14 protein-coding genes and 1 riboswitch are annotated in these 17,509 nt (G+C 49.5%); of the genes, 1 reads left to right on the forward strand and 13 read right to left on the reverse strand.

What is annotated here, in order from left to right; translation table 11 throughout:
* The first annotated feature begins 228 nt into the window (after positions 1–228).
* Positions 229–349: riboswitch (FMN riboswitch) on the forward strand.
* 186 nt (positions 350–535) lie between these two features.
* Entirely contained in the window at positions 536–1,168 is a 633-nt protein-coding gene (locus H8S75_RS10325; protein WP_187021282.1) for an ECF transporter S component, read from the forward strand.
* Between the two features lie 94 nt (positions 1,169–1,262).
* On the opposite strand, the gene H8S75_RS10330 is transcribed toward H8S75_RS10325, so the two are convergent.
* From H8S75_RS10330 to pap, 13 genes are all read right to left on the reverse strand, one after another.
* Entirely contained in the window at positions 1,263–2,663 is a 1,401-nt protein-coding gene (locus tag H8S75_RS10330) for an immunoglobulin-like domain-containing protein (RefSeq protein ID WP_187021285.1), read from the reverse strand.
* Between the two features lie 97 nt (positions 2,664–2,760).
* Positions 2,761–3,732 carry a DUF4846 domain-containing protein gene (locus H8S75_RS10335; RefSeq protein ID WP_187021287.1) on the reverse strand — a complete coding sequence of 324 codons (972 nt, stop codon included), beginning with the start codon at positions 3,730–3,732 and terminating at the stop codon, positions 2,761–2,763.
* Between the two features lie 118 nt (positions 3,733–3,850).
* Complete coding sequence (locus H8S75_RS10340; RefSeq protein ID WP_187021289.1) at positions 3,851–4,759, reverse strand: aldose 1-epimerase; 909 nt, start codon at positions 4,757–4,759, stop codon at positions 3,851–3,853.
* A gap of 635 nt (positions 4,760–5,394) precedes the next feature.
* On the reverse strand, positions 5,395–6,873 hold the full coding sequence (locus H8S75_RS10345; RefSeq protein ID WP_025530515.1) for an L-fucose/L-arabinose isomerase family protein: 1,479 nt from the start codon (positions 6,871–6,873) through the stop codon (positions 5,395–5,397).
* A gap of 47 nt (positions 6,874–6,920) precedes the next feature.
* A complete protein-coding gene (locus H8S75_RS10350) occupies positions 6,921–7,556 on the reverse strand; it encodes a DUF4867 family protein (RefSeq protein ID WP_187021291.1) in 636 nt (211 codons plus the stop codon).
* A 21-nt stretch (positions 7,557–7,577) separates the two neighbouring features.
* Positions 7,578–9,101, reverse strand: coding sequence for a xylulokinase (gene xylB / locus H8S75_RS10355; protein ID WP_187021293.1), 1,524 nt, complete (start codon positions 9,099–9,101; stop codon positions 7,578–7,580).
* 87 nt (positions 9,102–9,188) lie between these two features.
* Positions 9,189–10,037: an AraC family transcriptional regulator gene (locus H8S75_RS10360; protein ID WP_243270226.1), complete on the reverse strand. Its 849-nt coding sequence runs from the start codon at positions 10,035–10,037 to the stop codon at positions 9,189–9,191.
* Between the two features lie 89 nt (positions 10,038–10,126).
* Positions 10,127–11,311: a PD-(D/E)XK nuclease family transposase gene (locus tag H8S75_RS10365; RefSeq protein ID WP_207729102.1), complete on the reverse strand. Its 1,185-nt coding sequence runs from the start codon at positions 11,309–11,311 to the stop codon at positions 10,127–10,129.
* Positions 11,312–11,765: 454 nt separating this feature from the next.
* A complete protein-coding gene (gene rpsA / locus H8S75_RS10370) occupies positions 11,766–12,869 on the reverse strand; it encodes a 30S ribosomal protein S1 (RefSeq protein WP_187021298.1) in 1,104 nt (367 codons plus the stop codon).
* Complete coding sequence (gene ispH / locus H8S75_RS10375; protein WP_002600373.1) at positions 12,850–13,701, reverse strand: 4-hydroxy-3-methylbut-2-enyl diphosphate reductase; 852 nt, start codon at positions 13,699–13,701, stop codon at positions 12,850–12,852. The genes rpsA and ispH overlap by 20 nt, the downstream gene beginning before the upstream one ends.
* A gap of 33 nt (positions 13,702–13,734) precedes the next feature.
* Complete coding sequence (gene cmk, locus H8S75_RS10380) at positions 13,735–14,412, reverse strand: (d)CMP kinase (protein ID WP_187021300.1); 678 nt, start codon at positions 14,410–14,412, stop codon at positions 13,735–13,737.
* 277 nt (positions 14,413–14,689) lie between these two features.
* Positions 14,690–15,943 (reverse strand): BaiN/RdsA family NAD(P)/FAD-dependent oxidoreductase, encoded by a 1,254-nt coding sequence (locus tag H8S75_RS10385; RefSeq protein WP_187021302.1) that lies wholly within the window; start codon positions 15,941–15,943, stop codon positions 14,690–14,692.
* A 64-nt stretch (positions 15,944–16,007) separates the two neighbouring features.
* Positions 16,008–17,504, reverse strand: coding sequence for a polyphosphate:AMP phosphotransferase (pap, locus tag H8S75_RS10390; protein WP_187021304.1), 1,497 nt, complete (start codon positions 17,502–17,504; stop codon positions 16,008–16,010).
* Positions 17,505–17,509 lie beyond the last annotated feature (5 nt).

Below are 17,509 nucleotides of genomic sequence, written 5' to 3' on the forward strand. Positions count from 1 at the left end.
ATGACGGTTCCTGTATATTTTATTCCTGCATCTAATTAGACAATTTAATATCAGATTTGTGACATAAAACATCAAATAAAAATTTACGGCTCACAGCCAGGCCAGACCGGGAAGCAGAGACCGGCAGAACTGTAAACTGTAACAATAAAAACGAAAAAAAATGAGAATAAGACAGAAAGTTCTTGAAAGCGCCGTATTTCTGTGATATCATACAGTTACAAATAAATATAAGTTCTTCGGGGCGGGGTGTAATTCCCCACCGGCGGTATAGTCCGCGACCCACTGTAACAGTGGTTGATCTGGTGTAATTCCGGAACCGACAGTATAGTCTGGATGAGAGAAGAAATTGTGTGACAGGCAGCAGTGCCTGACACGGTTTGATATGAATTATGACGCCCTGGATCAATTATCCAGGGTTTTTTGAGTTCCGCAAGCCGGACGCTCTGTTCTGTCAGCCGATCATCAGAACTGCAGGAAGCCGCATGATTCCTCTTAGAGATGAACTTACAAAACCAAATTTCAGGAGGATGCAACAATGAAAGAAAACAAACTGCTGTCAACAAAAAATGTGGTATTAATGGGCATGTTCGGCGCACTCGCCGGTGTTCTGATGATCTTCGAGATACCGCTGCCATTTATCGCACCCAGCTTCTACGGTCTCGATTTAAGCGAGGTGCCGATTCTGGTAGGTACGTTTGCGCTGGGGCCGATTGCCGGCGTCGTGATGGAACTTGTCAAGATCCTGGTTAAATTAGTTTTAAAGCCAACCAGCACCGGATTTGTAGGCGAATTTGCCAATCTGATGATCGGATGTTCCCTGATTCTGCCGGCAGGCATTATCTACCGCTTCCATAAGACAAAGAAGAGCGCGGTACTTGGCATGGCCGCAGGCGCTGTCATGATGGCTGTAATCGGTGTTGTCATAAACGTGTATATCCTGATCCCTTTCTATTCGAATTTGATGCCGCTGGATACGATTATCCAGGCAGGCGCCGCCATTAATCCGGCAATCAGCAATGTATGGACTTTCGCCCTCATCTGTGTCGGACCGTTCAATATTATTAAGGGAATTACCGTGTCCCTGATTACCTCACTCGTATATAAGAGAATCAGCGTCATTATCCACAGTGCCGGAAGATCTGAGAACCGGTCACAGGCACGCACGTAATTTCATCAGTAAAAGGAATCCTATTTTTAAAGATTGTTTAAGAAAGCGCAGCATCTGTAATCGGATGCTGCGCTTTCTTCACTCTGATACCTCTTTATTCTCTGGGACCCACGATAAAATCCGCATACAGTTCTCTTCTGCTGCTGCCGACCGGCCGCACGCCCTTGATGATCCGATATCTGCCGGACTCCAGTTCTCCATACAGGCGTTCCAGGTCCACCGTAAGCGCCTTATAGGAGCCGGAACTCACCTGATAGGTAATGCTGTTCCAGATCACGTCAGGATTCACCGGTACTTCCGACATCTCCATGCCGTCAATTCTCATGAGCCTCATCTCGTCTCCAAACAGGACCGGCGATCTGGACTGGTTATTTATCTCCAAAACCAGCTTCTTTTCAAATACCGCCTCCTCCGACCGTTTCAAATCCAGAAACAAATCAGCTTCCGGCTTAAACGGCCGGTCCGCCTCCATAGCAGCAGGATCTTCTCCGACAAAGGAGGCGTCTGTGGAAATAAGAAAGCCGTATTCTGCCCGGCTTCCGTCATCCCAGACGAGTTCCAGCTTAAACCCCCGCAGTATGCCGCCCGTCATATACGCAGACATGTCCGAACTCAGCATCGCGTTCGCATTGGGCGTGAGACAGAATCTCATCTCGTGGTTGTCATACTCCAGTTTCGTTGTTATGATTGACTTTTCATCGTAACGGGGACTCCCGTCTTCTTTCAGGATATAATCGGAGAGGATCGCCTCGTCCGGCTGCTTATCCCCAGTCAGTTCTATGGTAATCCATCGCCCCAGCGGCAGATACGGGATCTCCCGTTCCTCTTTTGCAAGCACGGTAAACGGCTCCGGTCCACAGGCCGCCGTACTGACCGTATCTCCGTCATCTCCCGGTTCATTCCACAGGATCACGCCAGATGCGCTGGGAATCTCCCTGCTCTTCCTCTCCTGAGTCACTCTGATCTGTGGAAGCGGATCACCCTTCACCACCTTAAAAAAGTACTGGTAGTGGGTGTAATTCTTCTCATCTCCCTGCGAAAATTCCAGCTGCACGTAATAGTCTTTTCCATTCACCGGGATGAGTATATCGGAGGGGTTCATCACCTTTCCACTGTCTACCGTGTCAAATCCCATACTGTAGATGATGTAATCGATGGGATTGTCCCCATTCCCCTTGACCTTTATCTTAAAGTCATCCGCATAGAAAACCTCCGGCATATGGTACTCTCCATCCGTCTCCTTCACGATCTTCTTCGGAGTAAGCCAGAGGCTGCAGGACGCTATCTCCTGCTCATTTCCATCTTTATCTGTCTCTGTTGTCAAATTATTCGTCCAGTTCTCCAAAGGCACGTAACTGATACCGTTGGATACTACCGTCACTTCCCGTTCTTCCACCGGCTGTTCCGTGGGCCTTTCGGAGGTTTCCTTCGTACATCCAGCCAAAGTAACGGCCAGAACCAGCATTGTAAAAATCATTCGGAAATATCCCGCCATCCGTATTCCCCCTGCCTGCCGCAATCTGATTTCCCCATTCTCTCTTTATCATACCATAAGAGAATAGGAATTTCTTTGCGATAACCTGACGATTTCTTTAATATCCAAATCCATACCAGCGCTTCAGACTCCCCTCGTTAAATACGTATTCCGGCGTCACAAGAGGATAGTTCAGTTCCGCTGCATAGTACCACGGATCGTCCCCGTGAAGGGGATTTTTTATGATCTGAAATTCCTGGGCCGGCATATAGCCCTGAGCCAGCAAAAAACAGCGGCTGCCGTCTCTGTTCTGCGCCACATCAGCCACCATGACGCAGTGTCCCGGACTCCCGCCCTTTATAAACATGTCTCCCGCCTGGATATCGCTCACATTTACAGGAACCGCCTCCTCGTTTAAGGAGAGTGTACCAGCGTAGATCATCACTGTTCTTAAGTATTTTAAAAACGTCTCATAGGAATCATCGGAACCGGATTTTGAAACCCAGGAAGTTTTATTTCCATCTACCACCAGTCTCTTTCCTGATTTCCAGGCCGGATAATCCATTAAAAATCCATTGGTTAAATGAAACGCAATTTTATCGTAGTCCCCCATCTTCCAGAAATACTCCGAGTAGATGCGGATAATACTGTCGGCGCACTGCTGCAGATCACCATCAAATACCGGCATGGAAAATACCGCCGCATGGGCGCTCTGATTTTGTTTCTCACTTCCGTCGTAAAGAAGGACAGGGCTCTGATCCGGTTTCATCGCATATCGCCTTAAATATCCCTGAAAGCTTCCCATTTCCTTGGGAATTCTCGTATAGCCTTCCGGTGTAAAGAAGCGTTCCTCCAGAGTCTTTCCCTCCGGATTAATCAGAGAATCCCGCTTTTCCGATGACTTCTCCGGCTCCGTCACATCATCATCGCCGATCAGATAGATGATCTCCTCCTCTTTCTGCGGTGCAGACGCAGCAGGAACCTGCTCACCGGCATAGGTAACGCTCTGGCCCCCGGTTTTGCATCCCACCGACAGAACCGCCAATATTAAACTGCCGCATATCACCGTATACCTGATGGTTCCTCTCATACTTTTCCTTTCCATCTGCACCATGAACTGCCCGCTCCGGCAGGGACTTTCGCTTCTTTTTTATTGTAGCATAAGTCTCCCGTGATTACTACACGGAAAATTGTCAGGGGTCATGCCGCTATTTCTCGAATACAAACCGGATCGCACCGGACTTCTTCTCCCCTGCCTTCACGGTCTGAAGCCCAGATTCACGGACGAATCCTTTTGCAAAAAGGTTAAAACAATCGGTCGAACAGGACTGGTTTTCGATGCAGAAGAACGGCGCCTTCGGAGTAAACACGACAATATGGCCAAATTCCTCTGTGGCTTCCAGTTTTACCTTGCAGTCGTTATAGAAGATTTCCGCATGCGCTCCCGCCTGGCAGTCCGTATATACGTGATCCAGGGAAAGGCTGTCCACCAACGCGGGTGAGCGTAAATCCGGTACCGTCTCTCCTGCCGGAATCAGCTTCCCGGTAGGAATCTTCTCCTCCGTCATTTCCATGACAGAGGCGGCCGGAACGGTGATCTTCACTTCCTGCTCTCTCTTATTGAAATACGGATGGACCGCGATGCCATAGGACATTTCTCCCTCTCCGCAGTTTTCCACCTCATAGCTCCATACCACCTCATCAGACAGCGCCTTGACTGTTATCCTTAATGTACTTGGGAATGGAAACATCGGGAAATCCGGCTGTGACTCATTCCACATCAAAACACCTGTCACCAGGGCAGTCTGTCCATCTGCCTCCGCCGCCTTCACCTCGAAGGGCAGATTCTTCACCAGACCATGCATCCTGGCATCATACAGCCTTCCAAAGGCCTGAATTTTTAAATTCTCCGAGCGGTTAGGCGTCGGATAGAGGACCGGTACTCCGTACGTCGCCTTTCTCTGATAGCGTTCCTCTTCCCAGGCGATCATCTGGCGGCCTTCCCAATCCATCTGATAGATATTCATGCCATCCTCCGGATTCACGAATACTTCCATGGATTCATTCTGAAGAAGGTACCCTTCTTTTCCATTCCAAACGGATTTCTCAACTTTCATTTTCTCTTCCTCCAGTCAAATCAGCTTGTTTTAGTATAGCACAAACCATCCTTTTTTTCCACCGCACACGTCCTTTCTGGTGATTTCTTTTCTCAGGAAATGTTACAGTTCACTCCCCACCAGTGGCACCGCAGTCCGGTTCGGCCGGGCAGGCTTCCTCAGCCTTTCCTGTGACTTTGCAGGGTATTAGAAGTTCTTAACGCGCAAAATTTTTCGTTCAGGTAAAATTCCCACTTGTCTGAGCGCAGCGAGTTTGGGAATTTCACCTGGTTTTTAGAAAAATTCTGCACGTTTAGAACTTCTTATGCCCGAAACCGGAACTGGAAAGGCTGAGGAAGCCTGCCCGGCCGAACCGGACTGCGGTGCCACTGGTGGGGAGTGAACTGTAACCAGGAAATCCCCGGCTTTTCACAATCCGCAGATCCCGCCTTACCAAATCTCATTGCACCTCTATTACGCAAAAAAACAGCCGGACAGATCACGCGGTAATCACCGCGTAATCCTCCTGCTGTCATCATTTACTCTCTATGTGCTTTTCACTTCATTATTACCTTATTTTCTGAGGCCGGAAAACGCAGAATGCCCAGGCCAGGCTGCCGCTCACATCATAACACGCTTATGCAGCGATCCCCGTCCTATGCAAATGGATTTTCAGACGGATAGAGCATACCCTTCGGCTGGTTGAATCCGATATCTTCCACGCCCAGATATTTGAATACTTCAAATAATGCCTTTCCGAAATGGCCGAATGCGACTGCCCCGTGGTGTGGATAGTTCTTCTCGATCAAAACGTGACGGTAGAATCTGCCCATCTCCGGAATTGCGAAGATTCCGATGGAACCGAAGGAACGTGTTGCAACCGGAAGAACCTCGCCCTGTGCAACGTAGGCGCGAAGCTGACAATCTGCCGTACTCTGTAAACGGAAGAATGTGATGTCGCCTGGAAGGATATCTCCCTCCAGAGTACCCTGTGTTACTTCCTCAGGAAGCGCCCTTGCCATGATCATCTGATACTTCATGGAACATGCGGAAAGCTTTCTGGAACATGTATTTCCGCAATGGAATCCCATAAAGGTATCTCTGTGTGTATAGTCGTATTTGCCCTTGATATCGCCGTCATACATATCATCCGGCACCGTATTGTTGATATCCAGAAGTGTTACCGCATCCTGGCTCACGCAGGTTCCGATAAACTCGCTCAGCGCGCCGTAAATATCTACTTCGCAGGATACCGGGATACCCATACCGGTCAGACGGCTGTTGACATAGCAGGGAACGAAACCAAACTGTGTCTGGAATGCCGGCCAGCATTTGCCTGCAATGGCAACGTATTTGCGGTAGCCTCTGTGCTCTTCGATCCAGTCAAGCAGCGTAAGCTCATACTGTGCCAGTTTCGGTAAAATCTCCGGCTTTAAGTTGCCCTCGCCCAGTTCTTTCTCCATATCTTTCATCACATCGGCGATTCTCGGATCATCCGCATGCTTGTTATATGCTTCAAATAAATCCAGCTCGGAGTTCTCTTCAATCTCCACGCCCAGGTTATAAAGCTGCTTAATCGGCGCATTGCAGGCCAGGAAATTTAACGGACGCGGTCCAAAGCTTATAATCTTTAAGCTGGATAATCCAACCAGTGTTCTGGCGATCGGAAGGAATTCCTCGATCATGTCCGCACATTCTGAAGCGGTTCCTACCGGATATTCCGGAATGTATGCCTTGATATTGCGCAGTCTTAAGTTATAGCTGGCGTTTAACATGCCGCAGTAAGCGTCACCGCGTCCCTGGGTTAAGTTGTCGCCGCTCTCCTCTGCCGCCGCGATAAACATGCTCGGTCCGTCGAAATGTTTTGCGAGCAGTGTCTCGGAGATCTCCGGACCGAAGTTGCCAAGATAAACGACCAGTGCATTACATCCTGCTGCCTTCACATCCTCCAGCGCCTGTACCATGTGAATCTCACTCTCTACGATGCAGACCGGACATTCATAGATGTTCTTTGCATCATATTTGGCAGCATACGCCTCCACAAGAGCCTTTCTTCTGTTGACAGATAATGATTCCGGGAAACAGTCTCTGCTGACCGCCACAATTCCTACTTTTACTTCTGGTATGTTGTTCATATGTATTTTCCTCCTGATTCTTTCTATTTATTGTTCTGCCTGCTGCTTCACTGTTCATTGCCTACGTGCAGGTTTTCACCCTTTAAGCCAATAAAAGCATTTGCCGGAAGACCGCCCTCCTCGTGGCCGATCAGCCATTTGTTTCTTGCAAAGAGTAATGCGTCCTCTTTGTTCTTAATCTCCAACGGTTCCATATCCGTGTTGGTTCCCTTTGGAAGGACAACCACACACCGGAAACCTCCGTCTTCTACGTGGCAGGGCGCGTAGTGAAGCGTGGTGCCGTAGACTTCGATTACCGTTCCCGCCGGTACCAGAAAGGCCTCCATCAGAGATGTGTCGTACGTGTAATCTGCCCCGATATCCTGCTGTTTTCCGATGATCAGGACTAGATCCGTCACCGCAATGTTGATCTCGGAGTTTCTGTGGTATTCTACCGCGTTTAACTTCGTATTGTGACCGTTGCAGTAGCCGATCTGAATCGGAAGCTCCCCGTACACATTGTTCTGAATGACTAAAGCCTCAGGCAGCGCCTCCAGCTCCGGAACGGATGGTACATAGATAACATCGTCCGGGAGAGGTGTATGTTCCATCTCTTTTAAGATACCGGTTACATCAAGACCGGTAATCACCTTTCCGTAGGCAGAAAACGCTTTGTCTGAAATGTCTTTGATCTGCATACCCATTTAAGTATTCCTCCTCTTCTCCTATAAAGCAGCAAGCTTCTTATAGCTGTTTTTCAAATTCCCATAAAGCTCTTTATAGAGTTCATGATACGCCTTATATTTGCCAACCACACTCGAATCCGCTCCGGTGCTCTGCGCCTCAGAAATCAGCTCGTCGCAGGCTTTCTCCACGCTTTCGTAGATTCCACAGCCGACTCCGGCCAGAATTGCCACGCCGAGTGCCGGACCTTCCGTCTGTCTCACCGTATTCACACTGCAGTCATATAAATCTGCCAGCATCTGTCTCCACACAGGGCTCTTGCCGCCTCCGCCGCAGGCCATCATACTGTCAACATCGATGCCCATCTCCTTTAAAATGTCATTGCAGTCAGAGAGAGAGTAGGAAACACCTTCCATGACGGCACGCAGCATATGAGCCTTCGTATGAATCGCAGAGAGTCCAAAGAACACGCCGCGGCAGTCCGGATCCAGATGGGGCGTTCTCTCCCCCATCAGATAGGGAAGATAAATCAGCTTATCACTGCCAGCCGGGATATTGGCAATATCACGATTGATCAGGTCATAGACGTCCACGTCCTGTCTCTCTGCCTCTTCCACATAGTCCTGACAGAAATTATCCTTAAACCATTTTAAAGAAAGTCCAGCCGCCTGCGTCACGCCCATGACATGCCATGTTCCTGGCACTGCCGCGCAGCACGTATGCACGCGTCCCTTTGGGTCGATCGTTACCTGGCTGCTGTGTGCAAACACGACCCCGGAGGTTCCGATCGTCGTAAATGCCGTTCCGTCCTTTACGACTCCGGTACCGACTGCCGCCGCCGCATTGTCACCGGCGCCGCCCACCACCTTTGTCTCTGTGGAAAGTCCCGTCTTCTCCGCGATATCCGGCAGAATCGTTCCCGTAACCTCGCAGGACTCATAGACTTTGCCGAGAAGAGCTTTATCAATGTTCAGTTTCTCCAGCACCTCATCCGACCAGCAGCGGTTCGGCACATCCAGAAGCTGCATCCCACTGGCATCAGACACTTCAGTCGCAAACACACCAGTTAATATGTAACGGATATAGTCCTTTGGAAGCAGAATATGCCTGCATCGCTCATAATTCTCCGGCTCGTGATTTCTCACCCATAAGATCTTCGCCGCTGTCCAGCCTGTCAGAGGCGGATTGGCCGTAATCTCAATCCAGCGTTCCCGGGGCATGATCTCCAGCATCTCTTCCACTTCTTCTCCGGTCCTCTGGTCACACCAGATAATGGAAGGACGGATCACATTCCCGACTTCATCGAGCATGACAAGTCCGTGCATCTGACCGGAAATACCAATTCCCTTTACCTCGTCCTTTCCCGCTCCCGCCTTTTTCACCACGTCTTCCACGGTGGCAATCACCGCGTCCCGCCAATCCTCGGGTTTCTGCTCCGCCCAGCCGTTATGCGGCTGATACAGCGGATACTCCCTCGAAGCCGATGCAATTATATTGCCTTTTTTATCAAACAGCACGGTCTTCGTCGCCGATGTCCCCACATCAATACCAATTAAATATTCCATTTGCTGCCTCCTTACCTGTTTCACGCAATTTGCCATAGTTTTATTATACCGTTTTCCGTCAGATTACGTGAGCAGGAACTTGACCACCTAATAGCACTTTCTTGCCCTTTTCCTATATTCACTGGGCAGACAGCCGTAACGTTTCGCAAAGGCCTTCGCAAACGCCCTGCTGTCCGAGAATCCGTGATTCACAGCAATATCACCCAGTTCATGGGCTGTATGCACCATCTCCTTCACCGCGTACTCCACCCTTAAATCCTGCAGATAATCGCGGTAGGTGATATTGGCGTACCGCTTAAATATTCTGGATAAATACGTAGGGGAAAAACCAAAGCGGTCCGCTACCTTTTCTAAGGACAGTGCCTCGTCGTAATGATTTTTCATATACTCCGTAATCTCCGACAGCTTCTCCAAATGGATCTTCTGCCTGATAATATCCGGAGCCTGCGCCTGATCCTTGAACTCCGTCAGAAGCAGATACTTGACAAATTCAAACAGCCCGCCCATCTTCAGCTCCCAGGCATACGTTTTCCTCTCATACGTCCGGTACATCTCCATCACAAGACCCATCAGCTTCCCATTCTGCTCCCCCGATCTCCTGGAAAATGACAGATACGGCTGCTCCTGCAAGTAAACCTCAAATGTCTGCACAGGAATCTGCAATACCAGGGTCCGGTTCGGAAGCGGCGCGTCGATCGAGTGCACTTCATTGGAATTCACTATAATAAAATCCTTCTCACCAATTGGAAAATGGTTCTCCCCCAGATAAAAATCGATCTTCCCCTCCATAACAAGAAAAATCTCGATCGACCGATGCCAGTGACTGGCCCTCTTATACTTCCCCTCTCCGCCCTCAAAGAGAAACAGTTTAAACGGCAAATTATCATTCGGTATAATCATCTCATGGCTGGAATCCATCTCTTCTCCTCTTAACATACTTAAGACAGTCTGCAACTGACTTTGACTTTGATAGAAAAAACAGGCCATCCATTGTATCCATTGGCCTGCCTTTCCGGGTTACCCAGTTATCTTTGTTCCAAAAGTTTTTTCAAACGTTCAATTTCCTTCTGCTGCTCCTTTATCTCCCGTTTATGTTCCTCTATCTCCTGCTGCTGTTCCTCCATCTCCCGTTTATGTTCCTCTATCTCCCGCTGCTGTTCTTCCATCTCCCGTTTATGTTCCTCTATCTCCCGCTGCTGTTCCACAATCTCCCGTTTACGTTCCTCTATCTCCTGCTTCTGTTCCTCTATCTCCTGCTTCTGTTCCTCAATCATATACTGCACTGTATTTCTATCCAGAATCTCCAATGCTTTCGAATACATACCCACCAACTCCTCTGGTTTTACCTGAAATTGAGCTATCTCTTCGTAAATTTCGCGAAAATCCGGGTATCTCTCTATAATCCTCATGATATCCTCCGGCCTGTCAGAACTTAAGAAGAGCAGCCATGCCTCTATTTCCTCATTTAAATTGTAAGTGATTTCCCGGAAAACATCAAGAGCCACAAAAATATATTTCTGCAGTAAATTCAGTTCCAGCCCCGTATCAAACACCTGGCTGGAGCGGTGAATATATTGTCCGGCGATTTTATGAAAATCCACGCTGCTGTTCTCAATCAGGACAATGGTATACACATTCTGAAGCTTCTTATATGTAGACCCATTCTCTTTCCTGCCTTTTATCCGGCTATACTGCCGGAGTATTAGATCTGAAGAATAGCAGGCGGCCCGCTCTCCCGGAAATGCGTAGCCAATACGCTGAATTTCAATGTTCACCAATTCTCCGCTCTCAAGTTCTGCCAGGACATCCATAATCAGCAAAGAGCCTTCCGCCGTAATCCGGTTAGATTCCGGGGATAACACCCGTTTTACCGTCACCTTCTGCTTCATAATACAGGAGAGCATCATGGATAAGCGGTCATTGTGTACATCCGGATCAAAAATCAGTTTAAAAAAGGGATCATAACTGATTTTCAGTCCGCTGCTTCCCATGGAAAATCCGATCAGCTCCTCCTGAAATTCATTCGTCAGGAGTTGAAACTTATGCCATATATCCGGATTGGATTTCAGCATATCCAATACCTGTTCTCTGCTTTTTTTCATCAGCGGGAATAATGGCTTTCCGGTCTGTGCGTTCTGTGCCTCCCGTCCCTTTAATCCTCCTTGCTTTTTCTGACTTTCTAATACCTGTTGCGGTTTCACCTGTGCCATATGCACTTTCCTCCTTAGATTCCTGCCTCTGAACTTGCGGCCGATACGGCCATGAACGGTTCTGCAAATCACGGTTCTAAATAACCATTTTCCGACAATCCAAATACCGATTAGAATTACATAGAAGTGTGTCTAAAATTCAGCAGAAGATATCTGCCTGAATGAGTTTATTATACCTGATATTAACCATATTTTCAAGTATATTCTACAATATATATGATTATTTTTTTACTAAACATCCGATTACCCGTTTTATTAGTGTCCGCAAAAATTCACAGTGCAAAGAATCTGCCTTGCCGGACTTTCGCACCGGAGCGCGTTTTCTTTAACAGCCATTCTCCCCTGACGCAGAGTACGGTTTCCGCAAAGCATACGAAACACAAAAGCCGCCCGCACAGGATCAGAAAACGATCCCATGGGGCGGCGTAACTCTTGCATTTCTATAACTCAGAAATTATTCCTCGTCAGAATAAACCGGTGCATCTTCATCCATCTGAGACATATCCTGCATCTGAAGAGCCTTCATGCTCAGGCTGATCTTTCTGTCGTCTTCGTTGAAGTCAACAACCTTAGCCTCGATCTCCTGGCCGATGGCTAATACGTCAGATGGCTTATCTACATGGTCCCTGGAAATCTGAGATACATGAAGCAATGCATCTACACCTGGTTCCAACTCAACGAATGCGCCGAAATCAGTCATACGTGCAACTCTGCCGGTTACAATATTGCCTGCTGCGTACTTCACAGCGGCATCCTTCCACGGATTGGTCTCCGGGAACTTTAAGCTTAATGCGATCTTATCACCATTGATATCCTTGATTAAGACTCTCATCTTCTCGCCAGCTTTGAAAACCTTCTTCGGGCTCTCAACTCTTCCCCAGCTCATCTCGGAAATATGAAGTAAACCATCTGCGCCGCCAAGGTCGATGAATGCACCGAAATCGGTTACGTTCTTAATCGTTCCTTCTACGACATCTCCCGGATGGATTCTCTCAAATAATTCTTTCTGCATCTCGGCTCTCTTGGCAACCATAAGCTGCTTTCTGTCACCGATAATTCTTCTTCTCTTCGGATTGAATTCGGTAATTACGAATTCGATCTCCTGGTCTGCATACTTGGATAAATCCTTCTCATATGTGTCGGATACCAGGCTTGCCGGAATAAAGACTCTCGCCCCTTCCACTACTACGCTTAAACCGCCGTCCAGAACAGCAGCTACCTTTGCGGTAAGAACCTCATGGTTCTCAAACGCTTCTTCTAATCTCTTGTTTCCTCTGTCAGCTGCCAGTCTCTTGTAAGATAACGCAACCTGGCCTTCGCCATCGTTTACCTTAACGACTTTCGCTTCCATCTCATCACCAACAGATACAACAGTTGCGAGATCTAAATTCTGGTCATCCGTGTACTCATTACGCGGGATGATGCCGTCGGATTTAAAACCTATATTCAAGACGATTTCATCTTCTTTGACGTCGATGACTTTACCTGTGACGATCTCTCCTGTACGTATTGTTTTTAATGATTCCTCTAACATTTGTTCAAAACTTAACTCTGACATTAGTATGAACCTCCTCGATAATATGATTCGGGGTTGAAGCCCCGGCTGTAATACCTACGCTGCGCACAGAACTTATACATTCAGGATCTAAATCACCTAGTGTCTGGATATAGTAAGTGTTCTTACATTCCTTTTGGCATATCTCGTACAGCTTCTGGGTATTGGAACTCGTCTTCCCACCAACCACGATCATGGCGTCCACTTCTGAAGCTATCCGTCTTGCTTCCACCTGTCTCTCCTGTGTTGCATTGCAAATCGTATTTAAAACAAGTATATCATAACGCGTTTTAGAAAATTTTTCAACTAAATCTTGAAATTTCTTGTAATTAAATGTCGTCTGGGACACGATACACAGCTTTTCACCCTCTGAAAACGGCAAATTGTCCACTTGGTCGGGTGTTTCCACCACTAAAGTATTATCATTTCCCCAGCCTTTAATACCCTGCACCTCCGGATGCGATTCATTTCCAATGATGATCAGGCGTCTTCCCGCCTGATTCTGTTCCTGTGCGATCTTATGAATCTTCTTCACAAAAGGGCAGGTGGCGTCCACAATCTCGATGCCGTTCTCTTCCAGAATATCGTAAACATGCTTTCCCACACCGTGGGAACGTATGATGACGATTCCGTCGCGGAGTGCCTTAAGCTCCTCCTCTGACTCGATGACCCGTACGCCCTTTTCCTCAAAATCCTTTACCACTTCTTCGTTGTGGATGATCGGACCGTAGGTATAAATCGGTTTTCCGGCGTGCTCTATCTGTTCATAAACCTTGTCCACGGCGCGTTTGACGCCGAAACAGAAGCCCGCGGTCTTAGCAACAATCACTTCCATAACGTTTTGTCTCCTTAATTCTTCCAGAACTGACTAACCAATCCCATATTCTGCCGCCAGCCGGAGTATCTCGCTGATCACCTCGTCGATGGTCAGGCCGGAGGTATCGACCAGAACCGCATCCTCTGCCTGTTTCAGCGGGGAGTTTTCTCTGTGCATATCGCGGTAATCTCTCTCCGCAATCTCCTTTTCAATCTCCTCCAGGCTGCACGGCTCGCCCTTTTCAGTCAACTCGTCGTAGCGGCGTTTTGCCCGCACCGCCGTGCTCGCTGTCAGATAAATCTTTAAATCCGCTTCCGGGAGCACGCACGTACCGATGTCCCTGCCGTCCATGATGACATTCTCATTTCTGGCCAGTTCCTTCTGCAGCTCCACCAGCTTCTCGCGGACTGGTAAGTATATGGAGGAGGCAGAGGCCATCTGGCTGACCTCCTCCGTCCGGATCAGACCGGACACATTCTCTCCGTTTAATATCACCTGCTGGGCGCCGTTCTCATAGGAAATGGTGACACCCACCTCTTTTACCGCCTCCGAAATCACGGCTTCCTCGTCCGGTCTGATTCCTTTTCGTAAAAAATACAGCGCCATGGCCCGGTACATGGCTCCGGTGTCCACATAGACGAAGCCGAGTTTCGCAGAAACAGCCTTTGCGATGGTACTCTTGCCTGCCCCTGCCGGGCCGTCTATTGCAATGTTATAAATCTTTGACATCCTTGACTCTCCTTTTATCTATGGGGACGCGCCCCTCTCTGTCTCTTCTGCCGCACAGGCCCGCGTCTGACTCACACACGCCTCTTCTGCCGCGCAGGCACACGTGTGACTACTAGTACAGCGTTGCGCAAATTCCTGTGATATAGCACTCGCTATCTACGCCAGGTGCATGCCCGCGAAGCTAGCCGTAGGGTCCACTGCGCCGTCGCTTCACGGACGCACACCTGACGCAGATATTAAGCACTATATCACAGTTATTTACGCAATGCTGTACTAGTCATTCAGGATCCGGCCTGGCAGCTTCGCTTCCGGCCGTCCAGGCGGTGGACCAGGCGATCTGGAGGTTAAATCCTCCTGTCACCGCATCCAAATCGAGCACCTCCCCGGCAAAGTAAAGCCCGGAAATCAGCTTCGACTCCATGGTAGAGGGATTCACCTCTTTTACAGAGACGCCGCCCTGCGTAATGATGGCCTCGTTGTAATCGCGAAGCCCCGTAATCGTCACGGTAAATGATTTTGTCGCCTGGATTATCTGTTTCCGTTCTTCCCTGGTGATCTCATTCACCTTCTTTTCCGGAGAAATCCCGCTCCGTTCCACCATGACCGGAACCAGCTTGGATGGGAATAAATGAACCAGCGCGTTCTTAAACTGCTTGTTTAAAGTCCCCTCAAATTCACGGAGCAGCCGCGCATCCAGCTGTTCCTCCGACAGCGCCGGTTTTAAGTCGATAACGAGAGAAAGCGGTCCTTTCTTCAATTCCTTTACGGCGTAGCTGCTGGCGCTTAAGAGCACCGGGCCGCTGACTCCGTAATGGGTGAAAAGCATCTCCCCGAACTCCCGGTAGATCACCTTTTTGCCGCGCATCACCGCGGCCTCAATGTTCTTTAAGGAAAGGCCCTGCAGCTCCTTCACTACCGGTTCCTTCACCACAAACGGAACCAGGGCTGGTGAAAGCTCCGTCACCGTGTGCCCGGCTGCTCCGGCAAACCGGTATCCGTCCCCGGTGGAGCCCGTAGTCGGATACGACAGGCCGCCGCAGGCCACAATCACCGCATCTCCGTACACCTTCGTCTCCGTGCCGCCCTTTTTCAAGAGAATCCCGCGGCACCGGCCGTCTTCCAGAAGAAGCTCCTTTACCTCCGAGTGAAGGTGAACCTCCGCTCCCAGTCTCCCAAGCATTCCGGACAGCGCCTTAATCACGTCCGAAGACTTGTCGGACACCGGAAATACCCGGTTTCCCCTCTCGGTCTTCAGCGGACACCCCGCCTCCTCCAAAAGTGCCATCATATCAAAATTATTAAATCCATAAAAACTGCTGTAAAGGAATTTGGAATTTGTCACCACATTCCGGAACAAATCCTCGGTGTCGCAGGCATTGGTCACGTTACAGCGTCCTTTGCCCGTGATAAAGACCTTTTTCCCCAGCTTTTCATTTTTCTCAAAAATATGGACGGTGCCGCCATTCCTAGCTGCTGCAATGCCTGCCAGCATCCCCGCGGCGCCACCGCCCACAATGATTACTGTTTTCATTTCCTGCCTCCTGCTCCCTATTAATTTACACTAAAAGACAGGAAAACACAAGCAGGACTAACTGTTATTTTTTGCCGCACGCCTTTACCCGCTCCTCCAGAGCATCGACCACAGTCCTTAAGACCTTCACGCGGGCATAGTACTTGCAGTTGCCTTCCACGACAACCCACGGCGCGTACGTTGTGGAGGTGCGCACCAGCATCTCGTTTACAGCGGTCTCGTACTGGTCCCATTTTTCCCGGTTTCTCCAGTCCTCGTCCGTAATCTTCCACTCCTTCGCCGGATTCTGCTGGCGTTCCTTGAATCGGCGTTCCTGCTCGTCCTTGTCGATATGGAGCCAGAATTTGATGACCACGGCCCCGGCATTGGCCATGTGGGCCTCCATCTCGTTGATTTCCTGATAGGCCCGCTTCCAGTCCGCCTCCGAACAGAAGCCCTCGATCCGTTCCACCATGACGCGGCCGTACCACGTCCGGTCGAAGACGGCGATATGGCCCGCCTTCGGAACGTTGTTCCAGAACCGCCACAGATAATGGTGCACCTTCTCGATATCATTGGGGGAGGCGGTCGGGTTCACACGGTATCCGCGTGGATCCAAATGACTGGTGAGCCGTTTGATAGCGCCGCCCTTTCCACCTGCGTCCCAGCCCTCAAATCCTAAAACCACCGGAATTCTCAGGCGGTAAATCTCGCTGTGCAGAAACTCCAGGCGCTTCTGGAGCCGGTCGATCTCTTTTTTATACTCTTCCTTGGTCAGCGTCTTCGTCAGATCCACACCGGAGAGCACACCGTTTTGATATCTCTCTTCCTTCACCGGAGGTTTCTCCGACACTTCCGGCTTCGGAGCCGCTTTCTCTCTCAAGGCCGCCTCGAAGCGGTCCGCTACAAGGGTCATGATCTTGGCGGCGGCGTAATCCTTGTCCGTCGCCTCGATGATGGACCACGGCGCACGCTCCGTATCGGTCTTCTGAAGCATCTCCTCGTTGATCTCCAGATAACGGCCATACTCCTTGTTCCTCCGCCAGTCATCCTTCGTCACACGCCAGGACGTCTCCTTGGAGTCCTCCAGCTTCTTGAAGCGCTTCTTCTGCTCTTCCTGGGAAATATAGAGGAACAGCTTGATGATCACCATTCCGCCGTCATCCAGCTGGCGCTCAAACGATAAAATATCCTGAAAGGCCTCCGGCAGATTCTTCTCCTTGATCTGTCCGTCGAACCGTTCGATCGTCACCTGACGGTACCAGCTCCGGTCGAAGATGGCGATCCGGCCGTCGGCCGGTGTCTTGGTCCAGAATCTCCACAGGAACGGGCGAAGCTGTTCTTCCTCGGTGGCCTTGCTGTTGGCAAAGACCTCGAATCCTCTGGGATCCATCGCCTGAATCAGCCGGTTGATCTGCGTTCCTTTTCCGGCCGCACCCATGCCTTCAAACACGATCATGACAGGGATCCCCGCCGTTCTCAGTTCCCGCTGCAAAAGGCCCAGTCTTTCGCTCTGCTCTCCGATGACATGCTTGTACGTATCTTTATCCATTTTCTTCGATAAATCAATTTTTTCCAGCATAACCC

Source organism: Hungatella hominis, assembly GCF_014288005.1.
In the GTDB taxonomy this organism is placed as follows: domain Bacteria; phylum Bacillota; class Clostridia; order Lachnospirales; family Lachnospiraceae; genus Hungatella; species Hungatella effluvii.